The following is a 19,476-nucleotide window of genomic DNA, read 5'->3' as shown; positions in this document are numbered from 1 at the left end:
TGGATGGTGTCCCGTTTTCAGCGAATCAGTTCTCCGGTGTCTCTTGCTCGGGCAGATTCAGGGTTGGGGTCTGGTCAAAGAAGTTCCATGGTTTGAGCATCGAGTGGACGTACTCAGTCGGCATGATGGGCCACTCCTCTGCTCGAGCTACGTGCGTGGCACCGGTCGTCATCCAGAGCACCGTATCGACGTTCTCGATAGACTCGTTATCCGCAACAAAGGTTTTCAGCCCCGTGTCAGTTTTGGCCCGGTTCGGGTATTTGCCTTCCGGATAACGCTCCTCTGGCTTGTACTGAGTGACCCAGATCTGCTTGTCCATGAAGCTGACACGTTTGAACAGCCACTCGTCCTCGCTGAACAAAGCACCTTTAGCGATGGGGTGGGTGCCACCGGCAAACGGGATGATCTGGTAGCCAACCGGGTAGCCCATTCGGTTTTCTTTATTGGGGTTGGTCATCAGACGGACGGTTGACGGATCGAACTTTTGCACCGATTCCTGTTCGGTGGAAACAACCCGCTCGTTGGTGATCATCACGCTCTCTCGTGGGCCGCCCGCTGTGTTTTCCGCGACTACCGGATTGATTTCCTTCAGGCTGTTCTGTTCGCCATCAACATCCAGATCCAGTCGGAAGTTGTAGATGTGCTGGTGGGTAGTGCCAACGATGTTGTGGTCGATCAAGGTGCCGTAGCGAGTGTCTTCTTCGGCAGTTTCGTCGTGGATGGTGCGCGATTTCACCGCCTTCACCGCCTCGATACCTGACGCTCCGACAGTCAGCTTGATATTGCCGTTGGCCATGAAAATCCAGTCGAACATATAATCGTAGTTGCCGATGGTGCTTACCCAACGCACAACCAGTTCTCGCCGTTCGCGGCTCTCGTTGCCGGGGCTGCTGCCCAGCATTTCCGTGTGCTTGAATTCTGGTCCGGCGTAGCGCTCGAAAACCGCAATCGCGTTTGGAATGGTGAAGGGCTCGCCTCCGTTATCGACCAGGGTCGCCGGCAGTAGAGTCGCGTTATTGGGAGTGTCGACGCCGCCAACCAGAGGAGAGGTCAGGTTGCCCATGCCGTAATCGCCCGAGTCCAGGTAAGACTTGAAGTACCAGCCCACGTCAGGATCTCCGTAGGGCACGATCATGCCGCCCAGTGATCCCTCGTACATGATTTTCCGTTTTTCGCCCTGGTCGTTATAAGTCAGTGTGGAAATGACGGGCCCAACGCGGGAGTTGAGCTTCAGATGGAAGTTCCAGTTCTGCCACTGGATGGTGTTGCCGGCCATTGATATGTTGGAGCCTTCCGGTTGCACCACCATCAAAGGTTTCACATCAGCGATTTTTTCCTGATCACGTCCATCATAAGGACGAGGGGCCATTGGAACGGGAATGACGCCATCGTCCTCGATCTTGAGGATGCTCTTTTTTTCCAGGTCGACGACGGCCACGAGGTTTTCGATCGGATGCGCCCAGTAGTTACCGTCCCCAACGTCGAGATAGGACACCACTTTCAACAGCTTTAATTCATGCTCAAGGCCATCATCCCCGCCGAAATAGCCTACGGTCAGCGGCGTCGCGACAACCTTGTCCACGTCGTCGATACCCCGCTTTTTCAGAGCTTTCTTGTAGGCCTCACTGTTTGAAACGATCTCCTGTACTGCGAGAAAATCATCGAACGTCACCATGCCATGGGCACCTTCGATGTAGTCCCAACTGACGACAGTTTCAGAGTCGAGATCGACGGTGCCTTCGTATACTTTCCTGCCGTCCACGACCGTAAAAATGGCTTGACGTGCGAAATCGTGGCCTTCGCCAAATGACCAATCCCAGACTTTTTCTTTACTGGGATCGGCAAGTCTAATTTGCGTGAAGCGAATCGCATCCTTCCAGTGCTTGGAAGCCTTTACTGCATTTGCTGCCGTGGTGATCTCATCTGCCGATAACGGGTCCAGAGGATGGGATTTATTGGCAATTTTAAGGCTTTGGGTAACATGGCCGGAAAATAGGTCATTGGCAAAGCTCCTCTCTACGAGAATCTCGCCGTCATGCAGCTTTACAGGGGCTGATAATTCAATTTGGTCGCCATTGAAATAGGCAGTTTTTTCCCCCAAAGGGACCCGGAATTCCCGGTCTCCGGAGGTGACGAGTAATTCGCTTTTGTCCTGGCTCAGTTGGTAGCTGGCACCTGATGAAATCAGCGCTTTCGAGACTGGCATATAATCCGCTGAGCCCCCGTGCGCGAATGCCATTGGACTGGCAACGAACAACGACGAGGCCAGAGCGACCGAGAGTGCGAGTTTATTCTTGTACATAATGACTCCTGACAATTTTTGCTGTGAGCATGAAAATCAGTTCAGCCGAGCTACTAATGCCAACCCGGCTGTTCCAGGGGCAGGCGAACCTAACCGTGCATCTGTAAGACATAGAAATATCATTTCGATGGCTAGGAGGCTTTTGAATGACTGCCAGAGTTTTTTAGAATCGTGCCGGATGGGTTGCAGACAGCGGCTGCTCGTTGGATGGGAGATGGTCAGTGGGTGGAAGTGTTTCAGTTATTGCCAGGCCCATGGGTGCCGGGAACGTGGTTGTGGCGGTCCTCGGGCTCGGGTGTTTCAAGCTCCGAGCTGAGTCCCCCGAGAATGCCGCATTCCCGCACAGTGCGACCATCGGAGCAGGCTTCCTGAAGCTGCTCGAGCGTATCTTCAAGGCTCGCCAACTCCTTCAGGCGTTCCCGCACGTGATTCAGATGGCGGGCCAGCAGGGCATCGACTTCGCTGCAATCCGCTTCCGGTTCTTCTGCCAGCCGTATCAGCTCGCGGATCTCGTCCTGGGCCATATCCAGGTTGCGACAGCGTTTGATAAAGAGAAGGCGTTCCAGGTGGGCATTGCGGTAGGAGCGGTAGCCGCTGTCATCTCTGTCCGGTTCCGGCAGCAGGCCGATCTTTTCGTAGTAGCGGATGGTTTCAACAGGAATGGCTGTTGTCTTAGCGAGTTCACCAATTTTCACTGTTTGATCCCCCCGGTTGTGCCCGGAAAATGCACCGTTGCCTTCAGCCCTCCGATCGAGCCGGAGCAGAAAGTCAGGGTACCACCATAGCGTTCTGTAATCTCCCGAACGATGGCCAGCCCCAGGCCGTGCCCCGGCGTTTGTTCGTCCAGGCGCAGACCGCGGGTGCCCAGGGTGTCCAGCGCGTCCGGAGGAATTCCCGGGCCGTCGTCTTCAACGGTGATGGTAAACCCCTGCCGGTCCTCGTTCAGGCCAAGCTCCACGAATCTGGTGGACCACTTCCCGGCGTTGTCCAGAAGGTTGCCCAGCACCTCGTTCAGGTCGTGTTCTTCAATGGGCCAGCGTCTCTCTTCAGTCAGGACGGTCGACATTTCGAAGGATATTGCCGGGTACAGCCGGCCGAGCATCCACAGAAGGTCCCGGGCCTGCTTCAAAGGGTAGGCGCTTTTGCCAACCTGTGGACCGGCAAACCGGCTGCGTCGCATTTCTGCTTCCAGTTGTCTGTCGATATCGTCGAGACGACCGGCCATTTGTTGCCTGAGGTCGTTGGGGAGAGGGCGGTCGGTATCCTCCAGAATCTGGCGAACGGCGGCAATAGGCGTCTTAACGCTGTGTGATAGGTTGGCCAACGCGTCCCGGGAACGCTCCAGCCGCTGGTCCAGGGAGTCGAGCAATTGGTTAAGCTGCAGCACCAGAGGTTGGAATTCCTCGGGCGCTTTGACATCAATCCGCGATATCTCGCCATCCTGCAAACGCTTTAACGCTGCCTTGAGGCTCACCACGGGGCGCATGGACAGGTTGATGCCCAGCCAGAGAACGCCAACCAGCAGCAGGATCAGCAGCAGGGAAACAACAGCTGTCCAGGCATGAAGCTCGGTCTGGCTACGACTCAAGGCACCAAGGTCCTCGGAAACGATCACCACAATGGGCTGGTCGTTCACGCGAAAGGACTTCCGGTAGGCAAGGATATCCGAGGGCGCTTCGGCAATCCGGGCGTCACTGACGCGCAGCGTACCCTCCTGCCCGGACTCCAGAAGCGGCATTAACAGGGGCGCCCAGGTTTCCGGAGAGATGATGGTCCGGGAATCGGAATGGATAGCGAAGGCGTGGTGAAAAACTTCCTGGAAATAATCACCGGTCTGGAGAACGTCCAGTTGCCCATTGGAATCGCGAATCTGGTGTTCAAGGAAAGCGACTTCGTCTTCAAGCCGGGTTTCCACGAATTGCCGGGACATGCGGTCAAGGAGAAGTCCATGCACCAGCCATGCGAGGGCCATTAGAAGGATGCCGGCAGGCAGTAGCAGCGCCAGCAGGGTGCCCTTTACCGAGACCGGTTTCCTAAACGAGGTCATTAAACAGATACCCCTGGCCACGTCGTGTCGATATGGTGTCCGTGCCTACCAGCTTTCGGAGCCTGCGAATGTAGGCCTCAATGACGTTCTCGCTGGGGTTGTCGTTCAGGTTGTAGAGCTGCTCCATGAGTTGCTCTTTCGAGAACACGTGGCCTGGTCGACTCATCAGGCACCGCAATAAACGGAACTCGGTTCCCGTGAGACTGTGTTCAGTGCCATCGGCAAGTTTCAGGCTTTGGCGATTCTCATCCAGCTCGAGATTGCCGGCTTTCACCAGAGCGTGCACCCGCCCTTCGCTTCTTCGAATGATGGCGTTCAGCCGTGCAATCAGCTCTTCGGTCTGGAAGGGTTTGGCCAGGTAGTCATCGGCCCCGGCCTTCAGGCCGTTTACTTTGTCCTGCCAGTCACCACGGGCGGTCAGAATCAGGACAGGGAAGCTGGCCCTGTTCATTCGCCACTTGCGCAGAACGTCCAGCCCGTTGCCGTCAGGCAGGCCCAGATCCAGGACAACAGCCCGATAATCCTCCTGTTCTGCCAGCATCAAGGCTTCTTTGGCAGTAAACGTTGAATCCACACTGAAACCCGCCTTTTCAAGCTGACGGGCCAGACCGTCGGCCAGTAGTCGGTCATCTTCGACGAGCAGTAAACGCATAAGTCTGTCCTTCAGAAGTGAATCTCAGCGGCTCAGTATCCCTGTGTTAACTGAATCCAGCCTGAACGCTAAATAATTCGTCATTTTCAGAAAGGATTCAGGTTGGTGCGCGATGGTATTCATCGTTTCTGGATATTGCTCAAGTTTCGAAGCAACCCATGGGTCATTTGAGTCTCACTTTTGCACAGGAGTATACAAGATGAACGCATCTGCATTTCTGGTTGCCGCCACAGCCATGACCATATCAGCCACGGTCTCTGCCGCCGGCGCCCACAGTGGCGGCCACGGGGGAGGAAGCGGAGAGCCTGGTAAAGCCTCCGAGGTCAGCAGAACGATCAACGTTGAGATGCACGACAATTATTACGAGCCTGAGTCTATCGAGGTCAATCCCGGTGAAACGGTTCGTTTTGTTATCGAAAACAAGGGCAAGCTTGTTCACGAGTTCAACATTGGCACGCCCGACATGCATGAGGCCCATCAGGAAGAAATGATGATGATGGTTGAGCATGGCGTGATTCAGGGCGGAACGCTCAATCACGACATGATGGAAATGGAAATGGATATGGGCAATGGCCACTCCATGAAGCATGACGACCCCAACAGTGTTCTTCTCGAGCCCGGCAAGAGTAAAGAGATCGTCTGGAAATTCTCCGAGCAGGGCAATATCGAGTTTGCCTGCAACGTGCCCGGGCACTACCAGGCCGGTATGTACGGGGATGTGAATTTCAACTGATTTTCCAGCTTCAGGAGGCGGTCGGGCGCGGGGCAACCCCCGCGCCATCTGCCCGAACCATTCAGTAATCAAAGAGTAGGCAACCATGAGGACAACCTTTCTGGCAGGCCTTGCGGCCCTGTTGATACCGGCGCTCGGTCTGGCTGGTGAATACAACCTGACGGTGGATCGGGTCCAGATCGATACCGGCGACTTTGTCAAAGAGGGCATTGGCTATAACGGCGAATCACCGGGGCCAGTGCTGCGTTTCAAGCAGGGCGAAGAGGTGACCATCAATGTCACCAACAATCTGGATGAAATGACGTCCATCCATTGGCACGGGCTTATCCTGCCCTATCAACAGGATGGCGTGCCCGGTATCAGTTTCCCGGGTATCAAGCCGGGTGAAACCTTCACCTACCGTTTCCCCATCCAGCAGGCCGGCACCTACTGGTTTCACAGCCATTCCGGCTTCCAGGAACCGGACGGTGCCTACGGTGCCATTGTCATCGAACCGGAAGGCCGTGAACCGTTCCGTTATGACCGTGAGTACGTGGTTCAACTGACCGACAAGCACCCGCACTCCGGGGATCGCATCATGCGCAACCTGAAGATGATGCCTGACTACTACAATCGCCAGCAGCAGACCGTCGGTGAGTTCTTCTCCGATGCCGCCGAGCATGGCTTCATGAATACCTTGAAGGACCGCATGGCCTGGGGCGATATGCGGATGATGAAGGCGGATGTCGAGGATTTGCAGGGGTTTACCGCATTGATCAACGGCAAGGGCCCAGAGCAGAACTGGACGGGCATTTTTGAGCCAGGAGAGAGAATCCGGCTGCGCTTTATCAACTCGTCGGCGATGACCTACTTTGATATTCGCATTCCGGGCCTGAACATGACGGTGGTCCAGGCTGACGGGAACAATGTCCAACCCGTGAACGTGGATGAGTTCCGGATTGGCGTTGCCGAAACCTATGACGTTATTGTCCGTCCCCGGGATGAACAGGCGTACACCATTTTTGCCGAATCCATGGGGCGTTCAGGGTTTGCCAGGGCAACGCTGGCTCCGAAAGAGGGCATGGAGGGCGTGGTTCCCGAATTGCGCGAGCCGGCTCGGCTGACCATGGCCGATATGGCCGGCATGCACGGCATGGATCACGGAAGCATGGATATGAGCGGTTCCAGTGATATGGCAGGCATGGACCACTCCGGCACGGGAAGTATGGAACAGTCCGATATGGCCGGGATGGATCATTCGAATATGGTGGGCATGGATCACAGCGGCATGATGATGTCCAACACGGGGGCCAGCGATCCTTTCTACGCTAAGGGCAGTGGTATTGTTCCCGTCGCCGCCAACGGCGGAAAATTTCTCTCCTATGCCGACCTCAGGGCACAGGATCCCCTTTATGAGGATCGTGAACCGACCCGTGAGATCGAGCTGAAGCTTACTGGCAACATGGAACGTTATACCTGGAGCATCAACGGCGTGAAATACGAGGACGCCGATCCGATCCGCCTTCAATATGGCGAACGTGTCCGCTTCAAATTCGTGAACGAAACCATGATGACTCATCCCATGCACCTGCATGGCATGTGGTCCATTCTGGATGTGGGTGCCGACCAGTGGAACCCCATCAAACACACCGTCAGTGTTCAGCCGGGCACCACCGTTTATATGGAAACGGAGGTGGACGAGCCGGGGCAGTGGGCCTTCCATTGCCATCTGTCCTATCATGCCGCCGCGGGTATGTTCCGCAAGGTGATTGTTGAGGGTGGTCCCGACACGACTCAGGCCCAAACCGACGCTGTTGTCGACAATGGAGGTGACGCATGAGCCGTGTTCAATTCCTGACGCTGGGGCTGTTGGGCTCGCTGTTGGTGACAACGTCGGCGACGGCCCAGACCATGATCCAGGACACCACTGCCCGGAAGCAGCCCCTGGCCACCTGGGGCGTTCAGTTCGAGGAACTGGAGTATCGCTACAGCGATTCCGATGAAGAACTGGGAGTCTGGAAGTCTGACGCCTTTTACGGAACCGACGAGCTCAAGTTCCGCTGGCTCAGCAAGGGTGAGTATGCCATTGAGGAACAGGCCTATGAGGGCCTGGAAAATCAGTTGGTCTTGCAAACGCCCATCTCCAAGTTTTTCGATGCCAAGGCGGGCGTCCGGTTCGACACCCCCGAGGGGCCTGACCGAACCTACGCAGTGCTGGGTGTTACCGGTCTTGCGCCCCAGTGGTTCGAGGTGGACGCAAACCTTTACGTGAGCGATGAGGGCGACACGCTGGCGGAGTTTGATGCCGAGTATGAGTTATTGCTCACCAACCACTGGATCCTGTCCGCGGCCCTGGATGCCACCGTGGCATTCAGTGAGGACCGGGAGATTGGCCAGGGTAAGGGCCTCAACTCCACCGAGACTGGTCTTCGGCTGAGCTATGACCTGGTCGACCGGGCCGTGTCCCCGTACATTGGTGTGGTGCACGAACGCAAATACGGCGACACCGCCGACCTTGCCGAGGCCGAGGGCGGCAGTACCGAAGACTGGTTTGCCGTTGTTGGAGCACGAATCGCATTCTGAACGCCACTTCAAAAGGCCCGGGTCCTCGCCCCCGGGCTTTTTCTTTCAATTTTGATGCACCTCAAATCAATCTAAATCGGATGCCCGTTTTCAGCGGCAATTCAGGTAACGATGCTGTAATGGTCTTGAAGTCACCGACACTCGAGGTGAAATTCCATGGCCAAAGCACACAAAATGAGCAACCAGGAGGCCTTCCTTCAGCGCCGCACACTCCCCATAAGGGGCCTCGCGGAAAACCAGTGGGACGACCTGCTTGGGGACCTCAATCACCATCCCTGCGTTGATCTTGCCGAACGCAAACCGACCAACGCCCTGCGGATTGCCTACGATGCAAGCCACTGGTCTGTCGACGATCTGCTGGAAATGGTCACTGCCCGGGGCGGCCAGCTGAAAGGCGGTTGGTGGACTCAGCGAAAGCTGGCCTGGTACCGATTCACCGATGATAACGTTCGGGCTAACGCGCAACATCAGCCCCACTGCTGCTCCAAAATGCCACCAATGAAACGAAAATGATCGGAGGTTGAATGGCCGAAACGCAAGACAGGACGACCCGCTATCAGGAAGGCAGCCTGACGCTTCCAGGAACAGTCATGCTGGGTACCGGCGTCATGATTGGCGCCGGTATTTTTGCGCTTACCGGTCAGATGGCACAGATGACCGGTGTGCTATTCCCATTGGCGTTTCTGGCGGCGGCGGTCATTGTGGCCTTCAGCGCGTATTCCTACATCAAGATTTCCAATGCCTACCCCTCCGCCGGCGGTATTGGAATGTACTTGCACAAGGCCTACGGAAATCGGCTGCCAACAGCCTTCAACGCCCTCCTGATGTATTTCTCGATGGTGATTGCCCAGAGCTTCCTGGCCCGCACCTTTGGCTCCTACACAATGCAGCTTTTTGGTGGCGATGATAGCGGCAGGATGGTGTCTGTTCTTGGCGTGGCACTCATTCTGACTGCCTTTGTCATTAACCTCCTGGGGAATCGCCTGATTCAGGGGGTGGCCTCGTTCATTGGCATACTTAAAATCGGCGGCATCCTGATCTTCGGTCTGGTTGGGGTCTGGATTGCAGACTCGATATCGGTCGATTTTTCAGAGTCCGGAGAAGCCGGAACTCTGGGCAACTTCCTCGGCGCCACTGCATTGGGGATCCTGGCATTCAAGGGGTTCACTACCATAACCAACAGCGGATCGGAAGTGATCGATCCGAAGCGGAATGTGGGGCGTGCCATCGTTATTTCCATTGCTGCCTGCGTGGTGATTTACACGCTGGTCGGGTTTGCCGTTGCAAGCAATCTGTCTCTTGCAGAGATCATCGAAACGCAGGATTACTCGCTCGCTGCCGCCGCCCGCCCGGCATTGGGCGAGTATGGTGTCTGGTTTACCGTGGCGATCGCCATGATGGCCACCGCCGGCGGTATTCTGGCCAGCGTCTTTGCGGTGTCCCGTATGCTCGCCATGCTTACCGAGATGAAACTGGTACCGCACAGTCACTTCGGTATGCCGGGAAGCATCCAGAAGCACACGTTGGTCTATACCGTTGTTCTGGGTTTGATCCTCACTGCCTTCTTTGACCTGTCCCGTATTGCCGCGTTGGGTATCATTTTTTATCTGATTATGGACATAGCCATTCATTGGGGCGTGCTGCGTTATCTTCGGGAAGATATCAAGGCGAAAGCCTGGGTGCCGTCTCTTGCTATTATCCTGGACCTGCTTGCGCTTGGCGGCTTCCTCTGGGTCAAACTGAATACCGACCCCTTCGTTATTGGCGTCGCCCTCATAACCATGATTGTGATTGCGGTATCGGAACAGATCTTCCTCAAAAGGTCTCCTGAATCAGCGCAAGCGAATCAGGAAGACCATCACGCGCATCACCATTAACTGTAATTCGGCGGGAGGCCATTACCATGATGGACAACAACATGTTTGGGAATACGATGTGGGCGGGCCACTGGCTCTGGATGCTGGTGATTGCCATTGTGGTTGTTATACCGGCCTGGCGCATATGCCAACGCACGGGCTATCCGGGATGGATGGGCATTCTGATCCTCATTCCTGTCGCCAATCTGTTTTTGCTGTATTTCATTGCGTTTGCGGAGTGGCCGACAGAAACCAAGGGAGACCAAAATGGCTGAGCACCAACACGCCCACCACCATGACACCGCCGGTCACGATCACGCTGATGCAGGTGAGCATCAGGTCAAGGATCCGGTTTGCGGCATGAACGTGGATCCGCATACGGCGGAACATCGAAGTCAGCATGGTGGAAAAACCTGGTATTTCTGCTCGTCCCGCTGTCAATCAAAGTTCGAGGCGGACCCTGAGCAATATCTCGGCCAGGGGGATAAGCCGCAAGAGCCGGTAGCACCGGGCACCATGTATACCTGCCCCATGCACCCGGAGATTCGTCAGCAAGGGCCGGGGGACTGCCCCATCTGTGGAATGGCCCTGGAGCCCGAGCAAGTGAGTCTGGACGACGGGCCGTCGGAAGAACTCAAGGACATGACTCGCCGGTTCTGGATTGGCCTGGTACTGGCATTGCCGGTCCTGGTGCTGGAAATGGGCGGGCACTTGACCGGGCTTGATCACATTATTGCTCCTCAGATGTCCAACTGGATTCAGTTGGTGCTGGCGACACCGGTGGTGCTCTGGTGCGGTTGGCCTTTCTTCGTCCGGGGCTGGAAATCCGTGGTTAGCCGTAACCTGAACATGTTTACTCTTATCGCCATTGGTACGGGCGTGGCACTGATCTACAGCCTGGTAGCGACACTTGTGCCCCAGGTATTTCCGGGTGCATTCCGGCAGGAAGATGGTTCTGTAGCGGTATATTTCGAGGCGGCGGCGGTTATCGTGGTACTGGTGCTGCTGGGCCAGGTGCTGGAATTGCGGGCCCGGGAGAAAACCTCCGGCGCCATCAAAGCGTTGTTGGATCTGGCCCCCGCCACAGCCAGGAAGTTGGATGACGATGGCAGCGAATCCGATGTGTCGCTGGATCAGGTCAAGGTTGGTGACCGTCTGCGGGTGCGCCCCGGCGACAAGGTGCCGTTGGACGGCGAAGTGCTCGAAGGCAGTTCCAACGTGGATGAGTCCATGGTGACCGGGGAGCCTTTGGCCGTCAGCAAGAAATCCGGCGACCAGGTGATCGGCGGCAGTATTAACCAGCAGGGCAGTTTCATCATGCGCGCCGACAAGGTTGGACGCGATACGATGCTCTCGCAAATCGTTCAGATGGTGGCCAGCGCGCAACGCAGCCGGGCGCCGATTCAGGGTCTCGCAGACAAGGTTGCCGCTTACTTCGTGCCTGCAGTCATCGTGATTGCGATCATCGCTTTTATCACATGGTCTGTTTTGGGGCCCACGCCGCCCATGGCCTTCGGCCTGATTGCTGCCGTTAGCGTTCTGATCATTGCCTGCCCCTGTGCACTGGGCCTGGCAACACCCATGTCAATCATGGTTGGCGTTGGGCGCGGTGCCCAGAGTGGAGTGCTGATCCGGGATGCCGAAGCGCTGGAGCGCATGGAAAAGGTAGACACCGTGGTGGTGGATAAAACCGGCACATTGACAGAGGGCAAGCCGCAAGTCACCCGACTTGTCGCGGCAAACGGATTCAGTGACAACGATCTGATGCGCTATGCCGGCGGTCTGGAAAAGGGCAGCGAGCATCCATTGGCCCACGCCATTCTCGATAAAGCCAAGGGCATGGATCTGGAGCTGCCGGATGCAGAGGACTTTGATTCGCCTAACGGAAAAGGGGTCACCGGTCGAATCGATGGCAAGCGGGTGCTGCTCGGCAATCGCCTCCTGATGGAGTCCGAGAATGTCGACACCGCAAAATATGACGGCGAAGCCGACCAGCTCCGGAAAGACGGCGCTACCGTGATTTTTGCGGCCGTCGACGGTAACGTCGCAGGCTTGCTCGCGATAGCCGATCCGGTGAAGGAAACCACCGAAGCCGCCATCACCGCCCTGCAGAAGGACGGCATTCGGGTAGTCATGCTGACCGGCGATAACCGTACCTCGGCCGAGGCTGTTGCCCGTAAACTGCATATTGATGAAGTGGAGGCCGAAGTTCTGCCAGAAGATAAGGGCAAGATCGTACAGCGTCTGAAAGACGAGGGCCGTATTGTGGTTATGGCTGGCGATGGCGTGAACGATGCCCCTGCTTTGGCAACGGCGGATGTTGGTGTGGCCATGGGCACGGGCACGGATGTGGCCATCGAAAGCGCGGGTATTACCCTGCTGCGGGGCGATCTTCTGGGTATTGTGGAGGCGCGCCGGTTGTCCCTTGCAACCATGCGCAATATCCGGCAGAACCTGTTTTTTGCCTTCGTCTACAACTCTGCTGGCGTTCCGATCGCCGCCGGAGTTCTGTATCCGTTTTTCGGCATACTGTTGTCCCCGATCTTTGCTGCCGCAGCAATGTCGCTTTCTTCGGTCAGTGTGATAGTGAACGCTCTGCGTTTGCGAGTGATTAAACTTGAACCGAAGCAATAAACGTCTGAATGGTTGGAGGTAGCCATGTCATACACGATCAATCGAATCATCACGAATCAGGATTTTGAGAACGTGGACAAAAGGACGCGTCAGGCGCTGGCTGATCACGGCTTTGGAGTGCTGACAGAAATAGACGTCAAGGCCACTATGAAGAAAAAGCTGGATAAGGACATGTCGGCCTATCGGATTCTCGGAGCCTGTAATCCTGAAATGGCTTGGGAGGCCATTGGCCTGGAACCCCGGGTCGGTGCCATGCTGCCGTGCAACGTGATTCTCCGGGAAGTGTCGGACGGCGTGGAGGTCAGCGCAATTGATCCGGTGGCGTCCATGACAGCTGTTAACAATGACGAACTCAAGCAGGTTGCGGGCAAGGTCCGAGACATGATGTCTGAGGTTGTCCAGGCGATCTGAGTGATCGCCAGAACAAGTAATCTGTTAGCAAGTTGAAGCTTTCGAATCCTTCGGCCAATCCGGCTCGGAGGATCTCTCCCAGCTAGCCGTGCTCAACTCAGCCTGAAGCCTTTTGTCTTCAAAGTGTCCAACTTTGGCTTTTTTCCTCGGCAAAGAACCGTTTCATCGCTACTGGCAGAAGGTAGCCTTATGAAACACCGGTTGAGAAAATTGCCGTTGTCGAATATGACCGAGATTGATCGGGTTGGCAAAATTCTATTGATATATATCAAAACATATATTTATTTTATTTAATTCAGTTTGGTTTCAGTAAGGCGCATTAAGATTTCGGGCAAGCATGACTCAATGGAGATATAGCGTTGTCCGTTCTTCCTCGCCTTGTGAAACCAATTATTGTCTGTGCTCTGGTTGCTACCAGCCTGTCTGGCTGGGCCGAAACCAGGCTCGAACTGTCTGAGGCCATTGTCGCCGCCACCGGGAACGACCCCTGGATTCGCCAGAGTGCGCAGATTCAGGAGGCCCTTCTGGAAGAGTCGGTTGCCGATGGCGCCCTTCCGGATCCGAGAATGACCATCGGTGCCGCGAATCTCCCCACGGATACTTTCGACACCGGCCAGGAGGCTATGACTCAGGCCACCATCGGCCTTACCCAGCGAATTCCACGTGGCAACAGCCGTCAGCTGGCAAGCGCGAAGAAGGAGGAAATGGCCGGAGTTCAGCCGTTCCGGCGCGCGAATCGTCGGGCACAGGTTGAACAGACGGTTACGCAACTCTGGCTGGAGGTCTGGCGAACCGAGCGCAGTATCCGGTTGATCGAAAGCAACCGGGGGTTGTTTGAACAACTGGAAGATGTCGCTGCCGCCGGGTATACCTCCGCAACCATGGGCGCCCGGCAACAGGATGTGATCCGGGCATCCCTTGAGCTGACTCGGCTTGAGGACCGGCTCACAGCACTCAATCTGCAACAGGCGTCCGGTCGTGAAGCTCTGGCCGAGTGGATCGGCGAGGATCAGGCCGGGCTGCCAGTGACCGAGAATATTCCCCACGAACTGCTGCGGGCACTGCCGACTGCCTGGGCAGAAGTCTCCGCAGATTCTCTGTTGCGTCACCCCGCCGTGCGTGCCACCGATCAATTGATTGAGGTGCAGAGTGTGGAGGTTGATCTCGCAAGGCAGTCCTATAAGCCGGAGTGGTCGGTATCGGCCCAGTACGGCTATCGGGACCGGGCCCCGAACGGTCAGGACAGAGCCGATCTTTTTTCAGTGGGGATCGGGTTTGATCTGCCGATTTTCACCGGCAACCGGCAGGACCGGAAACTCAACGCGTCTGTTGCGCGACTGGAGGCCGCAAAAACCGGGCGCCTTCTGCAGATCCGGGAACTTCGTGCCAAAGCCAGGGCCGCCATCGCCAGGATTCAACGACTCGATGACCGCATAGCGCTCTACGAGCAGACTCTGCTGCCGCAAATGGAAGCGCAGGCAAGTGCGGCGTTGACTGCCTACAACCATGATGACGGCGACTTTGCCGAGGCAGTGCGAGGGCGCATTGACGAGCTCAATGCGCGGGTGGAACTGATACAGATGAAAGCCGAGCGGGCGAAAAATCTGGCGAGCTTCCGCTATCTGACGGCTGACACTTCCGAACCCTCTCTTTTTCAATAACCGTTACCAGGACTGACCCCCATGGCCAATTTTATTCGCCCCCTGGGCTTTGTAGTGCTCGGCGGTTTCGCCGGTGCAGCAGCCACCTACTGGCTGGGTGCTGATCCCCATACAGCTTCTTCTGCTGAAGTGGCCGGTTCCGACACGCAGGAGCCGCTGTATTGGGTGGCTCCCATGGACCCCAATTTCAAAAGTGACAAACCGGGAAAATCCCCCATGGGTATGGACCTGATTCCGGTGTATGACGAGGGAGGATCGGCCGAGGATCCGGCGGGCACGGTCCGGATTTCACCCACCGTTGTGAATAACCTGGGCGTGCGCACCGAACCCGTGATTCAGGGTCGCCTGCCGAACAACATCACGACGGTGGGCTATGTCCAGTACAACGAGGACCAGATGGCCCACGTGCATCCCCGGATTGAGGGCTGGATCGAAGCGCTGTTTGTCAAAGCCGAGGGCGAGCCCGTTGAGCAAGGCAAACCGCTATACACGCTTTATTCACCCACTCTGGTGAATGCCCAGGAGGAACTGCTGCTGGCAATGAACCGGGGCAACCAGAAACTGGTTGAGGCTGCGACCGAACGCCTGGCGGCGCTGAATGTCCCGGCGAGCCTGATCAAGCGGTTACGCCAGAGCGGTGACATCCAGAGAACCATGACAGTGTACGCCCCGAGCTCTGGCGTGATCGAGAACCTGAATGTGCGTCAGGGCATGTTCATCAAACCGGGTGACCGGGTTCTGTCGATCGCTGCGCTCGATGAAGTCTGGGTGATCGGTGAAGTCTTCGAAAGCCAGCTTTCCGCTGTTGAGGCGGGCAACCGTGTGCAGATGACCCTGGATTACATGCCAGGCCGCGAGTGGCGGGGCAAGGTCGATTACGTCTACCCGGAAGTGAACCCTCAAACCCGGACGGCGCAGGTGCGCATGCGCTTTGATAACGAGGAGGGTGTCTTGATGCCCGGCATGTTTGCCCGTCTGGACGTTCAGGGCGAGCGTGGAGAACGGCAGTTTCTGGTACCCCGGGAGTCGGTTATCCGCACCGGCAGCAGCGACCGCCTTGTTCTGGCGCTCGAAGAGGGGGCCTTCAAATCAGTGGAGGTGACCGTCGGGCGTGTTGGTGAGAGGTATGCGGAAATACTCGATGGCCTCACCCCTGGCGATACCGTGGTTACCTCTGCCCAGTTCCTGATCGATTCGGAATCCAGCAAAACCTCGGACTTTCAGCGAATGTCCGCGCCTCCGGCGATGGACAATAACACCATGGACCACAGCGGGATGAACCACGGCGGCATGAGCCACAACAGCATGGAGCACAGTGGCATGGATCAGAGCGGTATGGATCACAGCACCATGAACCATGGCGGAGGCGAGTGATGATTGCAGCCATTATTCGCTGGTCGGTTGGTAACCGCTTCCTGGTGTTGCTGGCCACGTTGCTGATCACGGGGCTAGGCCTGTATTCCCTGAAACAGACTCCGGTAGATGCCTTACCGGATCTGTCGGATGTCCAGGTTATTATCAAAACCAGCTTTCCGGGGCAGGCCCCGCAGGTGGTGGAAGATCAGGTGACGTATCCGATGACCACGGCCATGCTCTCGGTACCGGGTGCGAAAACGGTCAGGGGATACTCATTCTTCGGGGATTCCTACGTTTACGTGATCTTCGATGAAGACACCGACATGTATTGGGCCCGCTCGCGGGTGCTGGAGTATCTCTCCCAGGTGGCACCCAGCCTGCCGGACTCGGCCCGTCCCCAGCTCGGGCCCGATGCCACCGGCGTGGGCTGGGTGTACCTGTATGCCCTGGTGGATCGCACCGGAAATTACGATCTGAGCGAATTGCGCAGCCTGCAGGACTGGTTTCTGAAATACGAGCTGCAAACGGTGCCCGGCGTCTCGGAAGTGGCCGCCCTGGGCGGCATGGTGAAGCAGTATCAGGTCAAGGTCAGCCCGGAAAAACTCCGGGCGCTGGGAATTCCGCTGGCCCATATCCAGAACGCCATCAAACGGGGCAACCAGGAAGTGGGTGCGTCGGTGATCGAGATGGCCGAAGCGGAATACATGGTGCGCACCTCGGGTTATATCCAGTCCCGTAACGATCTGCTCTCGATTCCTCTCGGCCTGGATAACAATGGCACGCCCCTTCTGCTTAAAGACGTGGCCACCGTTGAGGTCGGCCCGCAGATGCGCCGCGGTGTTGCCGAGCTGAACGGCGAGGGCGAGACCGTTGGCGGTGTGGTGGTCATGCGCTTCGGTGAGAATGCCCAGGCGACCATCAATGGTGTTAAAGACAAACTGGAGGATCTGAAAGCCAGCCTGCCCGAGGGGGTCGAGGTGGTAACGGTCTATGATCGCTCCGGTCTGATCGAGCGGGCCGTCAACAACCTGGGCTTCAAGTTGCTGGAAGAGTTCCTGGTCGTAGGCCTGGTGTGCATTGTCTTCCTGTTCCACGTGCGGTCATCGCTGGTCGCGATTCTCAGCCTGCCGGTGGGCATTCTGGCGGCCTTTATTGTTATGCACTGGCAGGGCATCAACGCCAACATCATGTCGCTCGGCGGTATCGCCATTGCGATCGGGGCGATGATCGACGGCGCCATTGTCATGATCGAGAACATGCACAAACACATGGAGCGGACGCCGCTAACGCCCGAGAACCGGTGGGAAGTGGTGACCCGCTCCGCTTCCGAGGTGGGGCCAGCCCTGTTCTTCTCCCTGTTGATCATTACGGTCAGTTTCGTGCCTGTTTTTGCACTGGAAGCACAGGAAGGTCGGATGTTTGCGCCCCTGGCCTTCACCAAGACCTACGCCATGGCCGCCAGTGCCGCTCTGGCGGTGACCCTGGTGCCGGTGCTCATGGGCTACTTCATCCGGGGCAAAGTGCTGCCGGAGCACAAGAATCCGGTGAATCGCTTGCTGGTCGGTGCCTATATGCCGGTTCTGAAGCTGGTACTTCGCTTCCCGAAAACAACCGTTCTGGCGGCAGTTCTGACTTTGGTTGTTGGTGTCTGGCCTGCCACCAGAATCGGCAGTGAATTCATTCCGCCGCTGGATGAAGGCGATCTGATGTACATGCCCACCACCTATCCGGGCATCTCCATCGGTAAGGCGCGGGAGCTGCTGCAGCAGACGGACAAGCTGATTGCCACGGTTCCGGAAGTGGAAACTGTGTTCGGCAAGGTCGGCCGTGCGGATACCGCAACCGATCCGGCCCCATTAACGATGATCGAGACGTTTATCCAGCTCAAGCCACGGGACGAATGGCGGGAAGGCATGACTACGGAAAAACTGAAGCAGGAGCTTAACAACCTGATTCGGTTCCCCGGCGTGACCAATGCCTGGGTGATGCCGATCATCACCCGCATCGATATGCTGGCAACGGGAATCAAGACGCCGGTCGGCATCAAGGTGGCGGGGCCGGACCTGGCCACGATTCAGGGTATTGGCAAACGCCTTGAGGAAATCATGGTGGATATACCCGGAACAGCCTCGGTGTACTCTGAGCGGGTCGCCGGCGGTCGCTACATCAAGGTTGATATCGACCGCGAGCGCGCCGCGCGCTATGGACTGAATATTGCCGACGTTCAGCAGGTGGTGGCATCGGCAATTGGCGGTATCAATGTTTCCCGAACCATCGAAGGATTGGAGCGCTACCCGGTGAATCTCCGTTACCCCGAGGATTACCGGGATTCCCCGGAAAAGCTGGAGCAATTACCCATTGTGACTGCCTCGGGACAGCGGATTGCGCTGGCGGACGTGGCTGATATCCGCGTGGAGGACGGCCCGCCGGCGATCAAGAGTGAGAACGCCCGACTGAACGGCTGGACCTTTGTGGATATCGAGGGCGTTGATGTCGGTAGCTATGTGGAACAGGCCATGGCCACGGTGAATGCGGAACTTGATCTGCCTGCTGGCTATTCGGTGACCTGGTCCGGGCAGTACGAGTACATGTTGCGTGCCAAGGAAAAACTCACCTATGTGGTGCCGCTAACCCTGGCGATCATCGTGATACTGCTGTTCCTGAACTTCCGGCGCTTCGCGGAAGTCGGAATCATCATGGGCACGCTGCCCTTCGCCATGATCGGTGCCATCTGGCTGATGTATCTGCTGGGTTATAACTTCTCGGTGGCTGTGGGTGTCGGGTTCATTGCACTGGCGGGTGTCGCCGTGGAAATCGGCGTGATCATGCTGGTGTACCTGAACCAGTCCTATGCCGCCATGCTGGAAACCTGCGAGGAGAAGGGCCTGACCCCGAGGCGTGAAACCCTTCGCCATGCGGTGCTCCACGGTGCCGGTTTGCGGGTACGGCCGATCATGATGACAGCGGCAGCCATTATCGGGGGGCTGGTGCCCATCATGGTGGGTACCGGCACCGGCTCGGAAGTGATGGGGCGCATTGCGGCACCGATGGTGGGCGGCATGATCAGTGCGGTGATTCTGGCCCTGCTGGTCATCCCGGTACTGTTTTATCTCTGGAAACTGAGGAGTGTGAGGGACCATTAAAAATCCCGAAGCACGCCCGGGCTGTTCGTTGGGTGTCCGGATGACACAGATCAAGATGCGAGAACTTAAACGGATGTCAGCGTCTTTTTTCAGCCTCAATTCAGTTTCATGGTCTTTAC

15 protein-coding genes are annotated in these 19,476 nt (G+C 56.9%); 11 read left to right on the top strand and 4 right to left on the bottom strand.

Features of this window, described 5'->3' with window-relative positions; translation table 11 throughout:
* Window positions 1-25 precede the first annotated feature (25 nt).
* The 4 genes from QZ534_RS07245 to QZ534_RS07230 form a co-directional block, all read right to left on the bottom strand.
* A complete protein-coding gene (locus QZ534_RS07245) occupies window positions 26-2,302 on the bottom strand; it encodes a stalk domain-containing protein (RefSeq protein WP_296933185.1) in 2,277 nt (758 codons plus the stop codon).
* A gap of 236 nt (window positions 2,303-2,538) precedes the next feature.
* The gene (cadR, locus tag QZ534_RS07240; RefSeq protein WP_296933183.1) at window positions 2,539-2,997 is read right to left on the bottom strand and encodes a Cd(II)/Pb(II)-responsive transcriptional regulator; all 459 of its coding nucleotides are present in this window, start codon (window positions 2,995-2,997) and stop codon (window positions 2,539-2,541) included.
* Window positions 2,994-4,349, bottom strand: a complete 1,356-nt coding sequence (locus QZ534_RS07235; RefSeq protein ID WP_296933181.1) for a sensor histidine kinase — start codon at window positions 4,347-4,349, stop codon at window positions 2,994-2,996. The genes cadR and QZ534_RS07235 overlap by 4 nt, the downstream gene beginning before the upstream one ends.
* Complete coding sequence (locus QZ534_RS07230; protein WP_296933179.1) at window positions 4,336-5,001, bottom strand: response regulator transcription factor; 666 nt, start codon at window positions 4,999-5,001, stop codon at window positions 4,336-4,338. The genes QZ534_RS07235 and QZ534_RS07230 overlap by 14 nt, the downstream gene beginning before the upstream one ends.
* Before the next feature lie 199 nt (window positions 5,002-5,200).
* Here QZ534_RS07230 and QZ534_RS07225 point away from each other — a divergent pair, with 199 nt between their 5' ends.
* The 11 genes from QZ534_RS07225 to QZ534_RS07175 all read left to right on the top strand — a co-directional run bounded on the left by QZ534_RS07225 (window position 5,201) and on the right by QZ534_RS07175 (window position 19,357).
* Window positions 5,201-5,734 (top strand): cupredoxin family protein, encoded by a 534-nt coding sequence (locus QZ534_RS07225; protein ID WP_296933177.1) that lies wholly within the window; start codon window positions 5,201-5,203, stop codon window positions 5,732-5,734.
* A gap of 85 nt (window positions 5,735-5,819) precedes the next feature.
* Window positions 5,820-7,553 (top strand): copper resistance system multicopper oxidase, encoded by a 1,734-nt coding sequence (locus tag QZ534_RS07220; RefSeq protein ID WP_296933175.1) that lies wholly within the window; start codon window positions 5,820-5,822, stop codon window positions 7,551-7,553.
* Window positions 7,550-8,296, top strand: a complete 747-nt coding sequence (locus QZ534_RS07215) for a copper resistance protein B (RefSeq protein ID WP_296933172.1) — start codon at window positions 7,550-7,552, stop codon at window positions 8,294-8,296. Before QZ534_RS07220 ends, QZ534_RS07215 begins: the two co-directional genes overlap by 4 nt.
* 156 nt (window positions 8,297-8,452) lie before the next feature.
* The gene (locus tag QZ534_RS07210) at window positions 8,453-8,809 is read left to right on the top strand and encodes a hypothetical protein (RefSeq protein ID WP_296933171.1); all 357 of its coding nucleotides are present in this window, start codon (window positions 8,453-8,455) and stop codon (window positions 8,807-8,809) included.
* 11 nt (window positions 8,810-8,820) lie between these two features.
* A complete protein-coding gene (locus QZ534_RS07205; protein ID WP_296933169.1) occupies window positions 8,821-10,173 on the top strand; it encodes an APC family permease in 1,353 nt (450 codons plus the stop codon).
* Between the two features lie 26 nt (window positions 10,174-10,199).
* The gene (locus QZ534_RS07200; RefSeq protein ID WP_296933167.1) at window positions 10,200-10,427 is read left to right on the top strand and encodes a hypothetical protein; all 228 of its coding nucleotides are present in this window, start codon (window positions 10,200-10,202) and stop codon (window positions 10,425-10,427) included.
* Window positions 10,420-12,786: a heavy metal translocating P-type ATPase gene (locus tag QZ534_RS07195; RefSeq protein WP_296933166.1), complete on the top strand. Its 2,367-nt coding sequence runs from the start codon at window positions 10,420-10,422 to the stop codon at window positions 12,784-12,786. The genes QZ534_RS07200 and QZ534_RS07195 overlap by 8 nt, the downstream gene beginning before the upstream one ends.
* 24 nt (window positions 12,787-12,810) lie before the next feature.
* Entirely contained in the window at window positions 12,811-13,197 is a 387-nt protein-coding gene (locus QZ534_RS07190) for a DUF302 domain-containing protein (RefSeq protein WP_366935812.1), read from the top strand.
* Between the two features lie 359 nt (window positions 13,198-13,556).
* Window positions 13,557-14,858 (top strand): TolC family protein, encoded by a 1,302-nt coding sequence (locus QZ534_RS07185; protein ID WP_296933162.1) that lies wholly within the window; start codon window positions 13,557-13,559, stop codon window positions 14,856-14,858.
* 21 nt (window positions 14,859-14,879) lie between these two features.
* Window positions 14,880-16,232 carry an efflux RND transporter periplasmic adaptor subunit gene (locus tag QZ534_RS07180; protein ID WP_296933160.1) on the top strand — a complete coding sequence of 451 codons (1,353 nt, stop codon included), beginning with the start codon at window positions 14,880-14,882 and terminating at the stop codon, window positions 16,230-16,232.
* Window positions 16,232-19,357, top strand: coding sequence for an efflux RND transporter permease subunit (locus QZ534_RS07175; protein ID WP_296933158.1), 3,126 nt, complete (start codon window positions 16,232-16,234; stop codon window positions 19,355-19,357). Before QZ534_RS07180 ends, QZ534_RS07175 begins: the two co-directional genes overlap by 1 nt.
* Window positions 19,358-19,476: the final 119 nt, after the last annotated feature.

The sequence above is a fragment of the uncultured Marinobacter sp. genome, from assembly GCF_913055835.1.
Lineage (GTDB): Bacteria > Pseudomonadota > Gammaproteobacteria > Pseudomonadales > Oleiphilaceae > Marinobacter.
Note: the sequence above shows the minus strand (reverse complement) of the source record. Positions and strands in the feature narration are given on the sequence as shown.

Bases quoted from the DNA above. Each gene is read 5' to 3' on its own strand.
- QZ534_RS07245 (WP_296933185.1), bottom strand. From the start codon at position 2,302: ATGTACAAGAATAAACTCGCACTCTCGGTCGCTCTGGCCTCGTCGTTG.
- QZ534_RS07235 (WP_296933181.1), bottom strand. From the start codon at position 4,349: ATGACCTCGTTTAGGAAACCGGTCTCGGTAAAGGGCACCCTGCTGGCG.
- QZ534_RS07230 (WP_296933179.1), bottom strand. From the start codon at position 5,001: ATGCGTTTACTGCTCGTCGAAGATGACCGACTACTGGCCGACGGTCTG.
- QZ534_RS07225 (WP_296933177.1), top strand. From the start codon at position 5,201: ATGAACGCATCTGCATTTCTGGTTGCCGCCACAGCCATGACCATATCA.
- QZ534_RS07220 (WP_296933175.1), top strand. From the start codon at position 5,820: ATGAGGACAACCTTTCTGGCAGGCCTTGCGGCCCTGTTGATACCGGCG.
- QZ534_RS07215 (WP_296933172.1), top strand. From the start codon at position 7,550: ATGAGCCGTGTTCAATTCCTGACGCTGGGGCTGTTGGGCTCGCTGTTG.
- QZ534_RS07210 (WP_296933171.1), top strand. From the start codon at position 8,453: ATGGCCAAAGCACACAAAATGAGCAACCAGGAGGCCTTCCTTCAGCGC.
- QZ534_RS07205 (WP_296933169.1), top strand. From the start codon at position 8,821: ATGGCCGAAACGCAAGACAGGACGACCCGCTATCAGGAAGGCAGCCTG.
- QZ534_RS07200 (WP_296933167.1), top strand. From the start codon at position 10,200: ATGATGGACAACAACATGTTTGGGAATACGATGTGGGCGGGCCACTGG.
- QZ534_RS07195 (WP_296933166.1), top strand. From the start codon at position 10,420: ATGGCTGAGCACCAACACGCCCACCACCATGACACCGCCGGTCACGAT.
- QZ534_RS07190 (WP_366935812.1), top strand. From the start codon at position 12,811: ATGTCATACACGATCAATCGAATCATCACGAATCAGGATTTTGAGAAC.
- QZ534_RS07180 (WP_296933160.1), top strand. From the start codon at position 14,880: ATGGCCAATTTTATTCGCCCCCTGGGCTTTGTAGTGCTCGGCGGTTTC.
- QZ534_RS07175 (WP_296933158.1), top strand. From the start codon at position 16,232: ATGATTGCAGCCATTATTCGCTGGTCGGTTGGTAACCGCTTCCTGGTG.